We start from the raw sequence: 20,672 nt of genomic DNA, 5'->3' as shown, positions 1-20,672 counted from the left end.
ATATTTGCTTGTGTTGCAAGTTGTGTGAAGAGTTAGGCTTGGATATCCAATATTGAACCCAGCATGTCTTGATCTCGTTGGATAATATTGGTGCCAATGCGGTTGTATTGTGTAGCTTGGTTCAATTTTAGTAGGCTATCAATTTCTTCAGGTTTTTCTTCAGCTTTAGCAACAACTTTATCAAACTCAACTTTATTAAAAGCAAGCGCTTTGTCCGCTTTATCAACAGGAGAGATGTCTTTTTCCATATTGAGCTCACGAGCCGCATCCTCAGCCATTTTATTTGACTGATTGATCAGTTGATAGCCAGAATGAACACCAGATATAGACATAAGCTTACCCTCGTCGATGTCTAAAGTTTAGGCTCCGTTTACTTTTTGCACAAGAAGAAATTCGTGACTAGGAAAAGAGGCTCGAAAGCACATTCAGCTCATCATCAGTGAGTAAATTATTCGATTCATTTTCCAAAGAGTGCTTTATCTCGCCTTGTAATAAACGCAGTTGTTGAGGTGTTAAATGCTGTAATTGTGATTTTAAAGACTCAAATTGATTATGCGTCATCGACTCATGCCTCAGTAAAAAATGCGCTGCCTTCTCACCGCGGTAAGTTTGATGTCCTTTCATGGCCTTACACCTGTAAGAAAATACTTAATCTGAGATTATTCTCGACGTGGCGATTTTTTGTCCGAAAAATGTCAAGTTATAACAAGAGAAAGGTGAGAGCAGCCCGAAATTGAGCCGCTCTCATTATTACGACAATTGCTAGTTTACACGGACGGCAAACTTACTGGCGAGAGAGTGAAGCTCAGGTAGCATGCGATAAATAAGGTGCAGCTGTTGTAAGACCATTCTTACCGAGCTTTCATCTTCTTCACGCCATTCGGCTAAGCGTTTCTCTAAGCCTGCATCGTCAATGTCGCTGGTATCGCATTCATCACAATGTTCATAAAGTTGTTTGTGCAACACATCTAGGTGTTGGTGGATCACTCGGTGAGTTTCAAGTACCAGTTGGTGCGTTGCTTCATCTTCGATGCGTGTCCGATGGGCTCCAAGAGCAGAGATATAGCTGAGCAGTGCATGGTTCAGTGTCAGAAAACGGAAGCTTTCATCGATTGCCGCGCGATATTTACCCGGTTCTGCCAGCATATTACTGATCGCTGCGGTTAAATTTGCGTCTTGGTTGTGGGCATTGCGCCGTGAGATGCGATAGCTCAAGTTGTCTTTTTTACCGATGCGGTACTGACCAATAATCTGTCCCAAATAGGCTTTGTTGGCATCGATCGCATCCGCCATGACTTTATGTAATCGTTTTGATTGCCAGTCAGGGAGGATCAGCACTACCGCTGCGACGGCCAATGCGCAGCCAATCAGAGTATCGGCAAGCCGAGGCAGTACCACGGCGTAACCTTCACCCAATTGATTAAAGCAAAACAGCACTAAAAGAGTAATAAAGCCAGTCGCATAGCCGTAGTTGTTTAATCTAAAGGCGAAAAACATCACACCTGATAGTACGATAAAGACCAATTGGCTTTCTGGCGATGGGAACAAGGTTAATAGCAGCACGCCTAAAAACAGCCCCGATAACGTGCCAATGATTCGGGCCGTCAGTTTTTGCCGAGTGGCTGAGTAGTTTGGCTGACAAACAAACAGTGTCGTGAGTAAAATCCAATAGCCTCGTTCAATACCAAAACCTTGGATGATTCCGTAACCAATAGTGAGTGCAATAGACATACGCAGCGCATGACGAAATAGCATGGAATCTTTATGCAGATTTGCCTTCACCCGTAACCACATGGCTTTAAGAGTGTGGGCTTCTGTATCATACAACATGCCCTCTTCGAGCTTGTTAGCATCAGGGTTGTTAACGTTATTGAGTTGCTTTTCTACGGTTGCTAAGTTATTGAAAAGATAACCTAATTGCGCTAGTGACACCCGCCAGTCAGGGCGTTGTTGTTCTTGTAGGTAGTTTAATGAGCTTTGCAATTCATCCAAAGCCATAATTGACTCTGAATGGTGCTGATAGCTTCGCCCTAACTGAATCGATTGGGCTATTTCACGGCAGGCTTTAGCCTGTGTTTCTAATAAATGTTTAAAGCGAAACAGCACATCTGAGCGGCCAAAGTGTTCGGCAAGCTCTTGATAGCGATAATGACTTGAATTGACACGTTCATGGATATCTTGTGCCATAAAATAGATGTTGAGAAATCGGTCACTGGCACCATCAATATGGCCTCTTTTTGAACGACTCAACAAAGTGGCTTTACATTGATTGAGTGCGGTAACCGTTGCCGCGTTTAAATTGGCTTCAGCAATTCGATATGGCTGAGGGACTAAGTTCGATACGGGATGGAACAGATGGCTTTTGGACTCAAGATAATTGGCCAATTGCAAAAAAACATTCGCTAAGCTTTGTTGTACTGGTTGCATTGGCCAAAACATATGCCAAATCATCGACATGAAGTAATACCAAGCGGCACCCGTCAGGAGCAAAACGGGTTGAAACCACAAATTCACGCTTTGGTGTGCACCCAACATGGTGTAGATGGCGATAAGTAAGGAGCCAAAGGCGATGCTGGCATAACGTGGGCCAATTGCGCCAAGAATGATAAAACCAAACGAGGAGATAAATAACCCAATCGCAAACAGTGGCGGGGTATGGAAAAGCAGTTCGATGGAAAATGCAGCGATAGCAAAGCAGATAAATGTCAGAGTGAGGGATTTTAACCGTCCACTGAAACTGTCATCACTTTCAGCCAGTGCTGCGGCAATCACGCCAAGGATCAGTGGCGTAATCCAAGTATTGAGGTTGTAGTGCCACGCAGGAATGACCACGCCTAATAGAGTGATCAAAATGAGAATGCTGTAATTGACAGTTTTATTCGCCCAATAAAGGCGAATTTTGCTAGAGAGCGGCACGATACTTCAACATCCAAAAAGAAAACCATAGTGTAGCAGAAGCGTTGATTAACACTCTGATCAAGATAAAGAAAAACGTCTACTTGATTACAAAATCAACAACAGTAATCTTGACATTAATTTTTCAATGCCCACTGTGATTGGTATATCATATTCACATTCTTATAAAAGAGCATAAAACCATGCAGCTGAGCGCAAATAAGCCTGCACAATTTCTCATTCAAGACGAATATAACCAAGTTGAACTTGACCAACAGCGTTTGATTATCTCCTCGGCTGTCAGCGAAGAGCGGATCCCGTTCACGGTTTGGAACGGTAAAGTCCGTGTTAAGCGTGGTTTGTTTTGGGGAGCATTGCAGTTTTTTGCGCATGAAGATGAAGGTGTTCAACAATCATGGTTGGTGCAAGGTTTGCCTTGGCCCGAGTGCCGACAGTTTGCCCATACGGCGGTAGCGGCTTATCAACAATGGCACAATCGTCAATGTGTGCAGTTAAGTCAGTATCTGCCTCGCTGGGAGCAAGAGCTCAATCGCTTGAAGCGTTTACCCTCTTTTTTACCACACTCTTTATTAGATGTTTGGGCTTTGCAAGTGGAAGCTGATTTTTCGACGATGGACATGAAATTAGCCGAAGCACGTCAACGGCTACCTGATGCTATTGCTCAGCTCTCGCCTTGGCTTACGGATCGCTCGGCGTCCCTTGCCCAACGAAATCAACACTGGCTTGAATTGGAACGTCAAAACTGGGAAGTCTTATTCTCTCAAGTCGAAAGTTCTCCCCTTAATCTATCGCAGCAACACGCAGTGCTACTCAATGATGATCACAACCTCATCCTAGCGGGTGCAGGTTCGGGCAAAACCAGCGTTTTGACTGCGCGTGTTGCGTATCTACTCCAAAGTCACCTTGCACAGGCCCACGAAATTCTACTGGTGGCTTTTGGTCGCGATGCGTCGAAAGAGATGGAACAGCGATTAGATAGCAAAATCGGCATGGCGGCGGAACACGTTCGCGTTAATACCTTCCATCAGTTAGGGCTGAAAATTTTAAACGAGGTCGAAGGGCGAGAAGCGATCATTTCGCCAGTGGCTCTAGACAGTAACTTAAAGTTGGTATGGTGTATTGATTGGTTGAAGAAACATTGGATGACGCCGACCAATTTTAAGCGTTGGCAGAAGCATTTATCTAAATGGCCAATTGCTTATTTAGCTGGTGATGATGAACTGGGCAGCCATGTTGAAAACCCAAAGCTGATTGCATGGCTGGAAAAGCAGCTTGAGCAACTGGCTATGCTTGGTCTTGGGAAAAAGGAGCTGCAACAACGTTTGATTGACCATCCAGACTATTCAAGGCTGAACAGTGAGCTCTCTTTGTGCTGGCCATGTTACCAAGCTTGGTTACAAATGCTCAAAGAGCAAAATCAAATCGATTTTAATATGATGATCAGCCGCGCAACGGAATACGTTGAAAAGGGCAAATTTAAATCGAATTGGAAATTCATCATGATCGATGAATACCAAGATATTTCACCACAGCGATTGGCGTTGATCCAATCTTTGTGTGAGCAGCAGCCAGGAGCGTGTAACTTATTTGCAGTGGGTGATGATTGGCAGTCAATCTATCAATTTGCTGGTTCTGACGTTGATCTTACGACTGGGTTTAGTGAACGCTTCCCACACTCGACGGTTCATTATCTGGATACGACTTATCGTTTTAATGATCAGTTGGGTGCGGTGGCTAACCAGTTTATTCAAGCCAATCCGAATCAGTTACCAAAAACACTTAACAGCTTCAAGCAGCAAAAGCAAAAATCAGTTTTTATTGCACCAAGTAACAACATTGAAAAGATCTTAGATCAACTCAATCGCCAAGCGAATGGTACACAATCTGTGCTATTGCTTGGACGAAACCATTATCATAAACCAGAGCGGCTTAAGGACTGGAAAAAGCATTACCGCTCACTCAATATAGAATTTATGACTTGTCACGCCAGTAAAGGTAAAGAAGCCGATTTTGTTATTGTGCTCGGTGTTGATGAGGGGCAGTTTCCGGCTCGAGTGAAAGCGCTGCATATCGATAGTGCATTGAGCCAATCGAATGATGATTTCCCCTACGCCGAAGAGCGCCGTTTATTCTACGTTGCAATGACCCGCGCTAAAGAGAAAGTGTGGATCACGCACTCGGGCAGTGGCTCGGTTTTTGTTCGCGAATTGCTATCAGGGGATTACCCAGTGGTGAAGCAGAAATAACGCATCCTTTGAAAGAGGATGCGTTCACGCAGGCGATCAAGTTATCTTATGTGGTGATTTGGATTTTGACTGTGTCTCTGTGCGTATGTAAAGGTTATAAGTTACATGCGTTCAGCTAGATAAGCTTGGTAATCAGGGATCTCGATATCGACCTCTTGCTCTATCAACTGTGAAGAGAACAAAAATTTAGCACTGGCGCGGTTTGTGGCAACTGGAATGTTCCAAACGCTGGCAATACGTAGCAGAGCTTTTACATCGGGATCATGCGGTACGGCATTGAGTGGGTCCCAGAAGAAGATCAATACATCAATTTTGCCTTCAGAAATCAACGCGCCAATTTGTTGGTCGCCACCCATCGGACCGCTGATCATGCTTTTTATAGCAAGGCCAGTCTCTTTGCTGAGCATGTTGCCAGTGGTTCCTGTCGCGTATAAAAAATGGCGCTGTAGTTTTTCTTTATTTTCTTTTACCCAGCGAAGTAGTTCCGGTTTGCAGTTGTCGTGAGCGACGAGAGCGACATGCTTATGCGCAGGCATAGTCCGAGTCGTTGTTTGCATTGAAGAGTCCCTATGATTCAAATCAGTATGTTAAATAGCGAAATCGCCACTTTTATTCAATCGCTTTTACGCTAAAAGTCGGCCTATATTCAGATGGAGATAACGAATCTGCAATTATCTGCGGATTGAGTGACATAGGCGTTAAGGATTCGATAATCGGTGCGGCTTTTTTTTCATAAGGTTGCTGATTGAAAAAAGCCGCAGCTTGTTGAATGGAAAGCCTGCCTTGCTCGACCATTTTATCCGTTGGCGCAAATTCGACTCGGCCACGCAGCAGCCCGCGGTAGACGCCATGACTTAAATAGGTTGCCACCAAACCGATGTGGTTTGTCATCCCTGAGGTTCTCAATTCGCTGATCGCCGCTTCAATCGCGACGGCGCTGCCCACAATATAGCGAAGGTCAGCTCGCTCCAGCGCTTGTTGTACTAAATTACGCTGCAGTTCTTTATCATTATCTGCCCATAGGCTTTCCACTACGTTGATATCGCTGTCTTGTATTGCGCGATAAAAACCTTGGCTAACAGGTTGAGTACCACCACTGGTTTTCGGGCCAAGTAGCAAAGCTATATTGGTTTTTCCACTGCCTTGTGGGTGCTTATCAGCAAGATATTTTCCCGCGTAGTATCCCATCCAATACCAATCGACACCCACTTGACCTTGTAGCCGTGCAGCCTGCTGCTGATTGAGAATGAGCTGATTAACCGTTGCAAACACAGGCGTAGAAGCGACGTATGTGCTTAAGTCCGTTGTGTAAAGATCCGGCGCAACAGTACCGAGAATGATCGCATCAGCGCCCCAACGAACGCACAATGAAAGCTGTTCTTTTTGTCGTTCATGATTAGGATAACCACCCGATTCTAACACGCGTAAATTCAACTTCTGTTTTCTCGCCTCGTCAACCATTCCATAGTTGACTGATAACCAATAGGAATCTTTGAGGTGAGGGTATAAAGCGCAGACTTTCTTATGGGGTTCGGCGAATGTTGTGCTGCTAATCAAGCTTAAAATCAGCAGTAAAAGCGTTGGGGAAATAAGGTTTAAGATCAATTGCATTCGCTATTCGTTGGCATAACGTGAGTAAACACTGCAAAATATAGCCCATTCCGTGTTGCTTAAGAAGTAATGTTTGAGGTTGGGTGCCATGTTGTTAGCCAAAGCCAGTATTGGCCGAAAATTAATGTTGTCCTTTTCGGTAATGGCCCTGCTCGTTTTGTTATCGGCGTTGATCGGTGTGTTTGGTTTTTCGCTGGTGGCTAAAACCGAACGTAATGTGGTGAATTCTGCCATTCCTTCGATGCTGGAAGCGCGTCAAGTGTCGGAGTTAAGCACACGAATCATTACGTCTGTGCAAATGTTAACCAACTCTAAAACAGAGCAAGAGCGCCAGCAGTATGGCAAAGCGCTTTTCGATCAGCTTCAATCTTTGCTTAATCACATCAAGCAGTTGGGTGCCGATTCCTTTGATTCAGAACTGCTGACGCGCCTAGAAAATGATGTTCAAAGCGTTATCGATACACTGGCTCAGCTTGGTATTACGGTTGAGCGTAAGTTGTATCTGGCACATGACTTAAGTGTTCGAGTGGAAGAGATGCGACAACTGGCGCTGCAATTGGAAGAGCTGACACGCACTCAAGTGCTCAATACCAGTACCATCGCAGTGGCGAATGTGACGCACATTTATGACTTGCTACAAGCCAATAAAACATCACAAGCGTACAAAGCGTTAGACGCTTTAGTGGAAGTGGACCTCGATCTTTCAGAACGCTTGCATGAGCTTCATTTGCTGGCGTTCAAAATGCTCAGCCACATCGAAGAGACACGCACGGTTACCGATGTTGAGCGAATCCAACAAATCCAAACAGAGTTTTTGCATAACCTCACCATCATGCAGCGCAGAGTACGCGCGGTAGAAGACCCGACGCGTTCGAAGCAAATGACAGAGCTGCTTAATGAGTTAGAAAAGCGCAAAGTGGTTTTTAGTGTTTTGCAGCAACGTTATGATAACGAGCAGGTCGCGAAATCGCTCACACAAAACACCTTAGTACAGTTTTCAGATCTCAATACTACCGTCAGCCGCTTAGTGGATGACTCCAATCGTACAACGACTCACGCTGTTGCGCAGCTCTCTACAACCTTGAATATGGCACAGTATACATTGACCTTATTAACCTTGGTTGGCCTTCTCATTGCAGCTTTCATTATGTGGAAGGTCGTCTATCTGTCGGTGGTAAAACGTTTAGCCGAATATTCATCGGCACTGTTATCCATCGCAAAAGGGCAACTGCAGGTGGAAGTGGCAGTCCAAGGAGAGGATGAACTGGCGCAAATGGGGCAGGCGATCATCACGGCCCGCAATACCGCGCAGTCTCTTAAAGTGGTGGCGGAAAGTGAAGCGCAGGCGAGAGAGGCGTTACAAGAACATAAAGAGCACTTAGAGGAAGTGGTTACCGAGCGAACAGAACAATTGCAACACACCAATGAGAAACTCAATATGGAAGTGTTGAATCATGCCAAAGCTCGCAACTTAGCCGAGCAAGCCAACCGTGCTAAATCGGCATTTTTGGCCACCATGAGCCATGAAATCCGCACACCAATGAATGGCGTATTAGGCACGGCTCGTTTATTACAAGAGATGCCATTAACCGTTCAACAGCGCCAGTATGTGGACGTGATTAACCGCAGCGGCCACACCTTGTTGTCCATTTTGAATGATGTGCTGGATTATTCAAAAATTGAGGCCGGACACTTAGAAATTCGCAATGCCAACTTTAATTTGCATCAAATGGTGGACGATGTTTACCAACTGATGAAAGGACGTGCTGAAGAAAAGTCGCTTGAATTTACCAAGCAGATTGAACTGGATGTTGCTTCTTTTTGGGTGGGTGATATGACTCGCTTGGGTCAAGTGCTGACGAACCTTGTGGGTAATGCCATCAAATTTACCGATCAAGGTTATGTGGATATTTATGTCAGTCTTGATGCTGAAATGCCTAATCAAGTGACATTTGAAGTGTCGGATTCCGGTGTTGGAGTCAGTGAACAGGATCAAATCAGGCTGTTTGATGCGTTTACTCAAGCTTCCAGTGAGCAAAGTTACAAAGGCGGTACTGGGCTTGGTTTGGCTATCAGCAAACGGCTTGTTGAAGCCATGGGTGGCGAGCTTAAGCTTGAATCAGATTTAGGCAAAGGAAGCCGTTTTGAGTTTACTGTTCCTTTACAGCGAGGAGAGGCAGTGAATGAAGTGGTTAAAAGGCCGATAGCCGCGACGCGAGAGGCCAACATCTTGCTGGTGGAGGATAACCCTGTTAACTGCATGGTTGCTGAAGGGTTTTTGACCAGTCTTGGCCATAATGTGCTCACCGCGAAAACAGGCGCTGAAGCTCGGGTTCTGTTTAGTGAACACAGGTTTGATATCGCACTGCTCGATATTAATCTACCTGACATTAATGGTGTTGAGCTGTTGGCGCCGCTCAAACTTATCGAACGTGAACAGTATTCGCATCTACGCCCCACACCGATGATTGCTATTTCGGCTCATGTGTTTAATGAAGAGGTGGAAAGCTATTTAGCGGCTGGTTTTGATGGCTATTTGCCCAAACCTTTAGTCAAAGAAGATCTTGCACAACTTGTCCAGCAACGTATTGAACACAATACCTTACCCGTTGAGTTGATTGTGCCTACGCACGTAACCTCGGATAGCCAAAAATCCGCTCGTCCGATTATGGACGAGCGGATCCTACTCGCGGATATTGAAGTGCTAGGGCGTGACAAGATGAATGAAATCATTGAGCTGTTCGCCGATTGCACGCATGAATACCTACACGAGTTTCGTCAATCGAGGGAACAGGCTCAGGTCGTTAAGTCGTTAGCACACAAATTGAAAGGTTCAGCTGGCAGCTTAGGTTTGCATGCCTTGTTTGATCTGTGTTTAGTCATTGAGAAAAGTGCTGACTCTGCGCAAACTTATCAGGAGCTACAAGCGGAATTAGAAGCCTTAGCCGCTCAATCCATTCATTCACTCAGGTTACTGTTTATATAAATAATTGGCTGTTGGCATCATTAAAAAGGGCCTGCGACAAGCGCAGGCCAAGTTCCCTGTGGAGCAAGGTTTTTTTAGGGGGAGGTGTTGAGATCACTGAATAATTTTAATGATCTCATGATTAGCGGCGCAGAACCCTACATTCTACGCGGCTAATTCTTTTACTACTGGCAACGTCAGTAAACGACAGACGTTAATATTACCCACGCCTTCGATCGATTCTAATTGTGTCATCAAAATGGATGAAATATGGCGGTTAGCGGCGTCTTGTGCCAGAGCGTTAAGCACTTGCTGAGACAGTAAATCTGCTTGTGTCGCTAATGATGGAATATAGGTTGGTGTAACGCCGCGCAAAATGGTTAATTTACGCAGCAGTTCAGGCCTGTCGGAGAGTGCCCAAATGGTAGCTTGGCTTTGACAGCGAGACATCAACAGGGGTGTTTCTCCCTGTTGAGTTAAAATGGCGACCCCAAGATCTTTATGAACCTTAGTCGCCGATATCATGGAGGAAAGCGCGAAGCTTTTGCCCGCATCGCTGCACAAATGATGCAGTTTATCCCATGAATTTTGCGCACAGCCTAACTCTTGTTCTGCACCGTGAGCGATACGCACCATCGCTTCCACTGCTTCAATGGGATAGCTTCCCGCCGCTGATTCTGCTGACAGCATAATAGCGTCAGTGCCATCAATAATCGCGTTCGCTACATCAAGCACTTCTGCGCGTGTTGGCATCGGGTTGTCAATCATCGACTCCAGCATCTGTGTTGCGGTGATAACGGGTTTGCCTAAATAGTTTGAGCGCGCAATCAACGCTTTTTGTACGCCGGGTAGGCGAGCATCACCGATTTCAACGCCTAAATCACCACGAGCAACCATCACTACGTCGGATGCATTGATGACCGCGTCCATATTTTTTTGATCGCTCACCACTTCGGCTCGCTCTACTTTGGCGACAATATGTGCATGACAGCCGGCTTGTACCGCTAACCGGCGCGCTTCATGTAAATCCTGGGCATTACGTGGAAATGAGACGGCTAGAAAATCGGCTTGGAGTTTCGCGGCAGTGATGATGTCTCGTTTGTCTTTGTCCGTCAGTGCCGGCGCGGAGAGGCCACCACCGAGCAAATTAATGCCTTTGCGATTAGACAGCTTACCGTTGTTTATGACGCGAGTTTTTACCCACTGCTGTGGTTTGTTGAGTTCTTCGACCCGGAGTTGTACTCGGCCATCATCAAGCAGTAAAGTATCACCCAACTTCAAGTCTTGAATCAGCTGCGGGTAATCTAAGCCCACACGTTCTTGGTTACCAGCCATTGTGGGGTGAAGCCCATCGAGAATAAATGAGTCACCCGCTTTTAGAGTGATCGCACCGTCTTCAAAACAGGAAATACGGATCTTAGGTCCTTGCAAATCGACTAATATGCCGACACTGACACCAAGCTTTTGTGAAATGTCACGTACTAACATCGCGCGTTCAATATGCTCGTCAGCGGTGCCGTGAGAAAAGTTTAAACGTACAACGTTAACACCAGCATTAATGAGCTTAGTGATCATCTCACGGCTTTGGCTTGCAGGGCCAAGCGTTGCAACGATTTTTGTTTTACACATAGTGGTATCCTATAACGACACTCGCTATAGCCATTTTACTTGAAGTTATGGTGGTGCTAATTGCACTTGTCCATTGCTCTCGGCCGACATTTGGTCGATTTTTCAAGTGATTTGGATATAGAAAATAAGAATGAAAATAAGAAAATAACAGGGAGGATTATCCTCCCTGTATCAAGGGTGTTATAGATTAGAGACTCGGTTTCGTTTCCAGTATCTGGCCCGTAGGAGCATCAATATCCGTTACTTTCTTGGCATTCCATACCGTAGTCGCAAGCAGTAAAGAAATCACGCCAGCGGCCAACCAGAAATATTGTGCTTGAGTAAAGTCATATTTGGTTACGCCATCCACTTCCGTCATTTTAATCAATGATGAAGACACCAGTTCTTGAGCCGAAGCGGCTAAGTAAGAGAACAAACCAATAAAGCCCTTTACGGCACCGACGGCATTTTTAGGCATTAAGTCACAAGCCGTTAGGCCAGCAAGAAATACGACAAGCCCACCAATCGCAAAACCAATTAAGCCTAGAGCAACAGCATCTACCATACGGTTATCGGGGCCGAAGAACATCAAGCACATACCTGCAATGTTGGCAAATCCGTAAAGTAGCGTTGGGATATGACGGTTAGCGTTGAATACTTTATCTGAAATGATACCAGACAAAATAGCACCCGCGAGGCCTGCAATAGGGTAAGTGGACATTGCAAAACCAGCATCAATCAGTGAATAGCCTTTGGTTTCTTGTAGGTATAACACCGCCCAAGAAGACATCGCATAGCGAGAGATATACATCGCGGCACAAGCAGCGGCAATCAGCCAGACAGTCGGCTGCTTCAAAATGAACAGTTGAGCGCGACGTGTTTCTTTTGGATCGTTGGCTTTTTTGAACTCGGGCTCTTCACCAAATGCTGTTGCAACATCAGGTAAACCATAGGTTTGCGGACGATCTTTCAGTACAAAGAACATAATCAATGCAGCGATGATGGCAGCAATGCCCGCACCGATGAAACCTGCTTGCCAGCCTAAATAACTCACTAGCGTTGCTGTTAGAATCCAAGTGATGCCTTCGCCGATATTTCGAGATCCTCCCCAAATTGAATAACGGCTTCCGCGTTGTTTAGGTGAGAACCATTGGAAAAGCGAGACGCAAGAAGGCGCAGAACCCACCGATTGGAACCAACCATTGACGGCCCAAAGTAACACAAAGAAGAATGCCGTGGTGTTCAACCCCATGAATATGGCAGTGGCACCGGAAAGCAGTAGTGAGAACGACATAAATCGGCCGATGTTGGCGTAGTCAGAAAGGAAACCGTTCGAAAACTTACCAAATGCGTAGGTGAAGAAGAAGGCTGATCCCATGATCCCGAGTTCTTCTATCGATACGATGCCCGCATCAAGCATCGGTTTTTTAACGACACCTAAACTCATACGAACCACATAGAACATGGCGTATCCAAAGACTAAGCCTAAGAATACTTGCCATTGAAAACTTTTGAAACGCGATTGCATTGCGCCCTCAGAGCTATCCGATAGCGGTAGATCTGGGCGAGTTTTAAAAAAGTTAAGCATGGAGCTCTCCATTCATCAAATACTAAATAGGGTTATTACTAAATAGGGTTGTTTCGTTGTCGGAATGCATCTTCAAACAAATGGGTATGGGGCTCAAAAGTGCCAATTTGAGGCAGAAATGACTCAAATTGAGAGTGTGAATGGGTCAAAAATGGGAATTCAGCGAAGGGTAAATTATGTTTTGCTGATAAAATTGAAATTGTAATACGCTGTTTTGCGTCATAACTGACACAAATGTTTAATAATTTATTTTTAGCTAAACGGTAGAGTTTTGAGTGAACGCACAATTTTTAGGGTTTTGTGATTTAAAAGCGGTTTCCCGTTCTTGTACCTTATTACGCTGGTGCAAATGGATGGTGCTACTAGGATCGATAGCGGCGGCTATCAATACCGCTTATGCAAAAGAGAATGAGTTAGTCATACTGACTACATTTTCACGTGAACCCTTGCTACCTCTTATTGAAGAGTTCAGCAAACAGTATCAAGGGGTTGATGTGCAAGTTGTCCACCGTAGAGCACAATCGAGTATTCAACTGCTTAATAAAAGCTATATCCAGAATATTGATGTAGTGCTGAGCTCATCGCCTTTTTTAATGCAGCATTTAGCAAATAGCAATAAGCTCGCAACCTTACCTGCCCATTTGCAACCACCAGAATGGTTAAAACCCTACATGTTACCGCCAACTGATAAAGTCGTGACGATAGGCTATTCTGGCGCTGGTTTGGTATGGAATCGTGACTATCTCAGCTTACATCATTTACCGACGCCTACGTCGTTCACCGATCTGGCTAATTTTATCTATTTTGACCACATCACGATGAGTACCCCAACACGTTCGGGTACTACTCAGTTAATGGTCGAGAGCATTCTTGCTAAATATGGTTGGCAACAAGGGTGGCGGATTTTACTGAACGTGGGGGCAAATTTAGGGACAATTTCCTCACGCAGTTTTGGTGTGAGTGATTATGTAGCCAAAGGGCAATTTGGGATAGGCCCAACGATTGATAGCTATGCCAGCATATTAGAACGAAAATTTGAGCACGTTCAATTTCGCTACGATGAAAGTTTTACCCTAATGCCCACATACGTCGCCCAAGTGAGCCTGCGTGAAAATGATCAATATGCGAAGGCATTCATCGATTTATTGATGTCAAAATCGGTACAAACGAATATGGATAGCAATGATTTTTCTAAACATGCGATAAACGATAAATCCCTGTTTAATGAGGCATATACACAGTTGTCCATGGCATCCATTACACATCGTGAGGAGTTAGTTAACTTATTGTTTGAAATTGCGATTACCAAACGCTTACCTCAGTTAAAAGACACTTGGCTCGCAATCAATCATGCTAAAACCAAGTACGCACACAATGAACCCGCTCTGAAGCTCATTGAAAATATTGAAACTCGAGTGTTCTCTTTACCTGTGACCGAAACAGAGTTAGCCGTGGTATATCAGTCATGGCAAAAAATCAGTGTTGATGAGGCGCAGTATGAGACACACTCCGCCGCCATTTCTATGCAAGTAGCGGAGCTGACGCATCGTTGGAAGATGCAGTTGGCATTAACCTTAGAAGAAGCTTTGTCCGATCTAAAAAACTTGGACCGGGTCGATACGCCATGATTTTTCCGAAATACAACACGATTGGCGCGAGACTGGTTTTAGCCTTTGCTTGTAGTACCTTGCTGTTGACGATTGTCAGCATCGTCGCATGGGGAACATGGAATAGTTTAGATAATCAAGTGAGCGAGCTGCTTGATAAAAGTGTTCCTAAATATAATGCCAGTTATCTGCTCGAAAGCAGTAGTTCGGAAATTAAAAGACGGATCGAAATCATCTCAAATACGCGTAACAAAGTTGAGTTGGATGAGCAACGGCAACGTTTGGATAACAATTTAACGACGATCAGCAAAATATTAAGCGAGATTGAATTGAACAGCGAGCAGCAACGGCTGCTTGCTGGGTATCAACGGCTACGTAATCTTAGTGAGCAATTTGGTCTTCTGGTCGGGCAACGGATTGATCAAAGTCGTCAAATTGAGTTACTTCAAGAGCAGATCCAATGGCTACATCAAGATATTGGTTCTGAGTTGACTCCGCTGCGCCAAGAAATACAGTGGCAGCTAGAGCGTAAAATGAAAGGCAATGAAAGCGACATGCTGTTTGCGAGTTTAGGGGCTGTCCAGTCTATCCTAGATGGTGAGGCTCAAACGTTTATGTTCGCAAAAGAGCTCATCCAATCTAAGCATATTAGCCAAGTGAATAATGGCATGAAAGTACTACAGTACCGCCTTGAAGAACTGTACGCACAGAGTGCGCCGATTTTTTCACAACCTGCAACCATCGCCTATCAACAATTACTCAGTGAGCTAATGGATGTATTGAGTTTGAATGGCTCTTTCCATCAAAACTTACGTTCTATGGTGCGTTTAAATGCCCAGCTTGATGATATTCGAGCTGAAGTTCAGCAACAGCTTCTCCACCAACATACTGATATTGCGATGTTGGTCGCCAACGCCGATGAGTCGTTTGTTCAAGCGAAAAAAGAGACCACGGAACTGGTTTCTCATGGTAACCGTATTCTGTTTGTCTGCTTTAGCTTATCGATCATTATCAGTTTGTTTTTGACTTACTATTTCATCAATCGTCGGATTGTGGGCCGACTTAACCGCCTTAGCGACAGTTTAGATGCCATCATTCATAACGATCTTTCACACCCTATTGTGGTAGACGGCAGAGATGAAATTGGCCGGATCAGTGAAAAATTGGTTCAGTATGGTAAAAAAGTGGAGGAAATGGACCGAACCAACGCACTGAGTTTGATTAACAATACGCAAGCGAGTTTAATCACTTGTGATTTGGATGGTTATATTGAATCGGCTAACTTAAGCGCTCGTGTTCGCTTGAATATAGACCAGAATGAGGACCCGAAAGCCTTTTGGCTCTGTTTTTCAACGTCAACTCAATCGCAGTTGCGAGCACTGTTTAACCCAGAGGCTAAGTTGATCGAAAATGGTGCAGATGTCATTACGCTATCGTTAGGCGATGTGGATAAACCTTATTACTTGCGCTTGTATTTACGTAAGTATACCCACGGTTTAAGCGATAAAGTTATCATCACGATTACGGATGTTACCGATCAAGAGCACGCTAATAGATTATTAGAAGAGCGAGTTCGAGCAAAAACTCATTCATTACGTGAAAAAAATCATCAGTTACTCGCTGAAATTGAGCAGCACCACCGGACCGAAAACCATCTTAAAAAAACACAAAGTGAGTTAGTACAAGCCGCTAAAATGGCGGTGGTCGGGCAAACGATGACCAGTTTAGCGCACGAATTGAATCAACCATTAAGCGCGATGTCGACTTATCTCTATAGCGTAAACCTTGCTTTAGAGCAGAAGAAAATAGAGCAAATCAGACATTCCATCGATCATATTGAACATTTAACAGAGCGAATGGGCAAAATCATCAATGGGTTACGTCATTTTTCTCGTAAAAGTAGCAGTGATGAAACCCTTACCCCTGTCTTGATTACTGACGTTATCGGTCAGGCTATGTTGTTGGTTGAAACGAAAGCGAAACGTCAACAGATAGTATTGCAAAGCCATATTCATCAACCAATTCAAGTCATTGCAGATCAAATCGGCTTGGAACAGGTATTGATTAATTTGTTGGTAAATGGCTGTGAAGCGGTTGTGGGATGTGAGCACAAAAAAGTTGACGTGATATTGCTGTCGAGTACGCCAACGCATCACGTTGTTGCAGTATGCGATTCAGGGGCTGGATTTGCTCATGATGTCGTTGAAAAACTCTTTACGCCCTTTACCACGACCAAAGAAGTAGGGTTGGGCTTAGGGCTGAATATTTGCCGCTCGCTCATAGGAAAAATAAAGGGTCAAATTTATCTTGCCTCGACAGTCAGTCGAGGTGCAATGGTCGTGCTGGAGTTGCCTTATGAATCATAATTATTCTGTTTTATTGATTGATGATGACCAAGATGTCCTTGACTCATATTCGCATCTTATGTCGATAGCTAATTTGCCGTCAAAAGCACTTCTTAACCCCACCAAAGCGTGTGAGTTTATCCATTCTGATTGGGCTGGAGTGATATTGCTTGATGTCTATATGCCACAAATGAACGGCATTGAATTGCTTAAAGCGATTAAATCGATTGATGAGCATATTCCTGTGATTGTCATTACTGGCCACGGAGACATTCCTATGGCGGTAGAGGCGGTCAAAATAGGGGCATGCGATTTTCTTGAAAAGCCAATCAATCCTGCGGAGTTATTGAGCTTAGTGAAGAAAAATCTCGATATTCGTCGTCATTTTGTACAACAAAAAACGGCTATGGCCAACTCAATCAAATGCGAACTCATCGGAAAATCCGCTCAAATGGGGCAAATTCGCCACCATGTTGCTCAGTATTCAATGCTCAACAGTCATGTTGTTATTTGTGGCGAATCGGGTGTTGGGCGGCATACTATTGCATATCTCATCCACCAACTGACACAGGGTAATCATGCTTCATCTTTGGTGGAATTAACCGTTTCATCAACGACCACGCTCGCACAGATTGAACAAAAATTAGATGCAAGTGAAAACGGTACATTGCTAATAGACCACATCGAATTACTTTCTGAAGAATTGCAGCGTTATTTGACTCAGAGGATGCTTAACCAAGAACGCCTAAGCAAAGCTCGAACGCGCGTGATTGCTATTTTAGGTACGGAACCTGAGGCCTTGATTACAGCTAATCGGTTGCAGCCAGAACTCTATTATTTGCTAAACCAAGGCGTGATAGAGGTGCCTGTACTTCGACATCGTCCCGATGATATCGCTACTTTGTTCCATTATTTTCTCAAGCAGAGTTGTAATAAATTGGCGAAACCTTTGCCAGCGGTAGAACTGAGTTATTTGTCGCTACTGCGTGCACATCAATGGCCGGGAAATGTACGAGAGCTGAGAAATGTAGCTGAATTATATGCGATAGGTATTGTAAAACTGACGGGAAAAGAGCGTTTGTACAATCAGTCTGATCTTTTATCACCGCTTGATGAATTGGTGGATGATTACGAAAAGCAAATTATTGAAGATGCATTATTTCTCCATTCTGGTCGCGTCGCTGATGCCGCAAATTATCTGCAAGTACCGCGTAAAAAGCTCTACTTACGAATGAAAAAACATGGTTTAGAAAAGGATGACTTTAAAAGTCGTTATTAGTTTTTCAATTTTAGGTGGTGGATCAGTTTGATAATGCTGGCATGGTAATGAAAGGCCGCTACATAAAGTATCCAATACAAAAAAAGTACAAAAAAAGCAGCGCTCAATTGCGCTGCTTGATGTAGCTGAATCTATGCTATTGGAATGTGGAAATCACTATTCACTCGTCTAAAAAATGAGGCTAAATGATAGCTTGTTCCAAAATTTCCCGTGATTTTTCAAGCGTGATGGCTTGCTGTTCACCCAAAACAAGCATTCCATGTGCGTTCAGTTGAGCGATAACTGCGTCTATGGCCGCTTGCTTACTGCTATTATGATCCGCAAACTGAGTTGGAACATTCAAGCTGTGGTAGAAGGCTTCAATCGCATCGATTGTGCGTAAGGCAAGATCGCTAGTTTGATTGAGTCCAAAGACATTTTTGCCCATTTGCTCAAGTTTAGCGCGTTTGTTCTCAAGTTGATTGCGCAGTAGGGAAGGCTGCACAATCGCTAGCGAACGGGCGTGATCAACATGCCATAATGCGGTGAACTCGTGACCAATCATATGAGTCGCCCAATCTTGTGGAACGCCAGTACCGATCAGGCCATTTAGTGCTTGGTTCGCTGTCCACATCAGGTTTGCTCGCCATCCATCATTATCACGCTGGTCATATTGTTGACCCAATACCAGCAAGTTTTTAAGTAAAGTTTCGGCATAGCCGTCTTGAACCATCGCATTGGTTGGCAAGGTTAAATATTGCTCACAGACGTGTACCCAAGCATCAACAATACCGTTGATCAACTGGCGCTCAGGCAGTGATTTCATTACGTCTGGATCAAGCACTGCGAACTTAGGCTGTACCGCTGGAGCCATAAAGGCCAGTTTGTCTTGTGTTTGTGCTTTGGTAATGACCGCGCCCATGTTGGATTCAGAACCGGTTGCTGGCAGAGTCAGAATTGCACCGATAGGCGTAGCTTCAGTAACTTGATGTTTACCCACCATGATGTCCCAGCCATCCCCATCATACTTAGCCGCCGCGGCAACGTATTTTGAACCATCGATAACCGAACCACCACCCACGGCAAGAATAAAGTCGATGTCCTGTTCTTTGACGATAGCAACCGCTTTATCTAAGGTTTCTTTGGTTGGGTTTGCTTCTACACCTGAAAACTCGACCCATTGGTGGTCAGTGAGTGCACTCACGACTTGGTCATAAACACCATTTTTTTTGATCGAACCGCCACCGTAGATCACCAGCACTTTTTGGTCAGTTGGAATCGCCTGACTGATCGCAGAGATTTGGCCTTGGCCGAAGTGAATTAGAGTAGGGTTAACATAAGTAAATTTCATTATTCTCACCTTTGCTTATAGAAAAGGAGGCGGCGCCTCCAAGGCAGTGTTTTACGATGTGCATATTAGTATTAATTATCCAGTCAATACAGACCAATTTCTCGAAATTAATTGCCTAATTCTCTAATTGTCGTATTCTTCCTTCAATTTTGATAAGGGGGCATTATGAGTAAACTGGCGCAACTGATGCAGCAATACATTGAAAAACAATCTTTAGATCATTTGGAAGGTATTCACCAAACGGCAGTGCCGGGCGTATTGTTTTATCGCAGCAGCCGCGGTAATGGTAGACAACCCCTTGTGTATCAATCCGGTATCATATTGTTGGGGCAAGGACATAAACGCATTCATATTGGTAGCCAACCCGTAAATTATGGCCCCAATGATTACTTGGTTGTTGGGGTACCTTTACCACTTGAGTGCGAAGCTTTTGCGTCAGAAAGTGAACCGTTATTGGGCTTGACTATTAATATCGATCACTCACTTCTCCTTAAGCAGGTTGATCGACTTGAGGCTTCTGGTTTTTTATCTGATTGCATAGACAAATCAAAATGCGGGCTGAAATCAGTAGAAATGGGCGCAAAGATGCAAGCAAGTGCGATTCGTTTGATGTCTGCATTGGTTGATGATCTTGAAGCTAAAGTGCTTGGCGAAAGCTTAGTCGAGGAGATTGTGTTTCGGGCATTAACCAGCGAGCACGGTTATGTGCTTTTTGATCTCGCTCATCAAGAAGGACACTACGCCCGGATAGCCAAAGCGTTGAGTAAAGTACATCAAGAATATGATCAGTCCATTACCGTTCAGTTACTCGCCGAAGAAGCTAATATGAGTGTTTCGGCGTTTCACCACGCCTTTAGGCTGGTGACGTTAGAATCTCCTTTACAATATTTAAAAAAAGTCAGGCTTAACAGAGCGAAAGAGCTGATTCGTGTGGAAGGCAAGCGTGTGAACGATGCCGCTCGTTTAGTTGGTTATGCCAGCGCATCTCAGTTTAGTCGAGAATATAAGCGACATTTTAATGAAACCCCAAGAGGAGTGCAGCGTTAGAAATAGCGCATAAAGTTAAACTCTACATTTTTGTAACAATTAGTGTTGTTGCATATTTTTTGCTCTTTTTGATGGTGTGTAAGTTAAATAACCGGCAGGCAGTCCGTATATTGTTCTGATTTCGGCGCTT

Annotated in this window: 14 protein-coding genes; 6 read left to right on the top strand and 8 right to left on the bottom strand. The window is 44.4% G+C overall.

Going from position 1 to position 20,672, the window contains the following annotated elements; genetic code table 11:
• Positions 1-32: 32 nt before the first annotated feature.
• From AACV12_RS09880 to yccS, 3 genes are all read right to left on the bottom strand, one after another.
• On the bottom strand, positions 33-332 hold the full coding sequence (locus tag AACV12_RS09880) for a hypothetical protein (protein WP_013867906.1): 300 nt from the start codon (positions 330-332) through the stop codon (positions 33-35).
• Positions 333-399: 67 nt separating this feature from the next.
• Positions 400-624: a hypothetical protein gene (locus AACV12_RS09875; protein WP_013867905.1), complete on the bottom strand. Its 225-nt coding sequence runs from the start codon at positions 622-624 to the stop codon at positions 400-402.
• 138 nt (positions 625-762) lie between these two features.
• Positions 763-2,916, bottom strand: coding sequence for a YccS family putative transporter (gene yccS, locus AACV12_RS09870; protein WP_017048776.1), 2,154 nt, complete (start codon positions 2,914-2,916; stop codon positions 763-765).
• Positions 2,917-3,098: 182 nt separating this feature from the next.
• Between yccS and helD the strand changes: the two genes are divergently transcribed.
• Entirely contained in the window at positions 3,099-5,162 is a 2,064-nt protein-coding gene (helD, locus tag AACV12_RS09865; RefSeq protein ID WP_170900265.1) for a DNA helicase IV, read from the top strand.
• Between the two features lie 101 nt (positions 5,163-5,263).
• Here the strand turns inward: helD and AACV12_RS09860 are convergent, their stop codons facing one another.
• Positions 5,264-5,719: a methylglyoxal synthase gene (locus tag AACV12_RS09860; RefSeq protein ID WP_026027464.1), complete on the bottom strand. Its 456-nt coding sequence runs from the start codon at positions 5,717-5,719 to the stop codon at positions 5,264-5,266.
• A gap of 52 nt (positions 5,720-5,771) precedes the next feature.
• On the bottom strand, positions 5,772-6,773 hold the full coding sequence (gene torT, locus AACV12_RS09855) for a TMAO reductase system periplasmic protein TorT (protein ID WP_170900264.1): 1,002 nt from the start codon (positions 6,771-6,773) through the stop codon (positions 5,772-5,774).
• An 88-nt stretch (positions 6,774-6,861) separates the two neighbouring features.
• Here torT and torS point away from each other — a divergent pair, with 88 nt between their 5' ends.
• A complete protein-coding gene (gene torS, locus AACV12_RS09850; RefSeq protein WP_339377059.1) occupies positions 6,862-9,759 on the top strand; it encodes a TMAO reductase system sensor histidine kinase/response regulator TorS in 2,898 nt (965 codons plus the stop codon).
• Between the two features lie 144 nt (positions 9,760-9,903).
• Here torS and pyk read toward each other — a convergent pair whose 3' ends face one another.
• Together pyk and AACV12_RS09840 are read right to left on the bottom strand one after the other, a co-directional pair.
• On the bottom strand, positions 9,904-11,367 hold the full coding sequence (gene pyk, locus AACV12_RS09845) for a pyruvate kinase (protein ID WP_170900262.1): 1,464 nt from the start codon (positions 11,365-11,367) through the stop codon (positions 9,904-9,906).
• Positions 11,368-11,554: 187 nt separating this feature from the next.
• Positions 11,555-12,934 (bottom strand): MFS transporter, encoded by a 1,380-nt coding sequence (locus AACV12_RS09840; protein ID WP_026028333.1) that lies wholly within the window; start codon positions 12,932-12,934, stop codon positions 11,555-11,557.
• Between the two features lie 275 nt (positions 12,935-13,209).
• On the opposite strand from AACV12_RS09840, the gene AACV12_RS09835 reads away from it, so the two are divergent.
• The 3 genes from AACV12_RS09835 to AACV12_RS09825 are packed head-to-tail and all read left to right on the top strand — an operon-like array spanning position 13,210 to position 18,165.
• Entirely contained in the window at positions 13,210-14,562 is a 1,353-nt protein-coding gene (locus AACV12_RS09835; RefSeq protein ID WP_094146905.1) for an ABC transporter substrate-binding protein, read from the top strand.
• The gene (locus AACV12_RS09830) at positions 14,559-16,907 is read left to right on the top strand and encodes an ATP-binding protein (RefSeq protein WP_170900261.1); all 2,349 of its coding nucleotides are present in this window, start codon (positions 14,559-14,561) and stop codon (positions 16,905-16,907) included. The genes AACV12_RS09835 and AACV12_RS09830 overlap by 4 nt, the downstream gene beginning before the upstream one ends.
• A complete protein-coding gene (locus AACV12_RS09825; RefSeq protein ID WP_170900260.1) occupies positions 16,897-18,165 on the top strand; it encodes a sigma-54-dependent transcriptional regulator in 1,269 nt (422 codons plus the stop codon). Before AACV12_RS09830 ends, AACV12_RS09825 begins: the two co-directional genes overlap by 11 nt.
• A gap of 181 nt (positions 18,166-18,346) precedes the next feature.
• On the opposite strand, the gene AACV12_RS09820 is transcribed toward AACV12_RS09825, so the two are convergent.
• On the bottom strand, positions 18,347-19,495 hold the full coding sequence (locus tag AACV12_RS09820) for an iron-containing alcohol dehydrogenase (RefSeq protein WP_026029117.1): 1,149 nt from the start codon (positions 19,493-19,495) through the stop codon (positions 18,347-18,349).
• A 165-nt stretch (positions 19,496-19,660) separates the two neighbouring features.
• Between AACV12_RS09820 and AACV12_RS09815 the strand changes: the two genes are divergently transcribed.
• Complete coding sequence (locus AACV12_RS09815) at positions 19,661-20,542, top strand: AraC family transcriptional regulator (RefSeq protein WP_017047225.1); 882 nt, start codon at positions 19,661-19,663, stop codon at positions 20,540-20,542.
• Positions 20,543-20,672: the final 130 nt, after the last annotated feature.

The organism is Vibrio sp. 2-2(8) (genome assembly GCF_963888495.1).
GTDB classification, from domain to species: Bacteria; Pseudomonadota; Gammaproteobacteria; order Enterobacterales; family Vibrionaceae; genus Vibrio; species Vibrio anguillarum.
This window is presented reverse-complemented; position numbering and strand designations above follow the sequence as displayed.

Bases quoted from the DNA above. Each gene is read 5' to 3' on its own strand.
- pyk (WP_170900262.1), bottom strand. From the start codon at position 11,367: ATGTGTAAAACAAAAATCGTTGCAACGCTTGGCCCTGCAAGCCAAAGC.
- helD (WP_170900265.1), top strand. From the start codon at position 3,099: ATGCAGCTGAGCGCAAATAAGCCTGCACAATTTCTCATTCAAGACGAA.
- AACV12_RS09875 (WP_013867905.1), bottom strand. From the start codon at position 624: ATGAAAGGACATCAAACTTACCGCGGTGAGAAGGCAGCGCATTTTTTA.
- torS (WP_339377059.1), top strand. From the start codon at position 6,862: ATGTTGTTAGCCAAAGCCAGTATTGGCCGAAAATTAATGTTGTCCTTT.
- AACV12_RS09815 (WP_017047225.1), top strand. From the start codon at position 19,661: ATGAGTAAACTGGCGCAACTGATGCAGCAATACATTGAAAAACAATCT.
- torT (WP_170900264.1), bottom strand. From the start codon at position 6,773: ATGCAATTGATCTTAAACCTTATTTCCCCAACGCTTTTACTGCTGATT.
- AACV12_RS09830 (WP_170900261.1), top strand. From the start codon at position 14,559: ATGATTTTTCCGAAATACAACACGATTGGCGCGAGACTGGTTTTAGCC.
- AACV12_RS09840 (WP_026028333.1), bottom strand. From the start codon at position 12,934: ATGCTTAACTTTTTTAAAACTCGCCCAGATCTACCGCTATCGGATAGC.
- AACV12_RS09880 (WP_013867906.1), bottom strand. From the start codon at position 332: ATGTCTATATCTGGTGTTCATTCTGGCTATCAACTGATCAATCAGTCA.
- AACV12_RS09820 (WP_026029117.1), bottom strand. From the start codon at position 19,495: ATGAAATTTACTTATGTTAACCCTACTCTAATTCACTTCGGCCAAGGC.
- AACV12_RS09860 (WP_026027464.1), bottom strand. From the start codon at position 5,719: ATGCAAACAACGACTCGGACTATGCCTGCGCATAAGCATGTCGCTCTC.
- AACV12_RS09825 (WP_170900260.1), top strand. From the start codon at position 16,897: ATGAATCATAATTATTCTGTTTTATTGATTGATGATGACCAAGATGTC.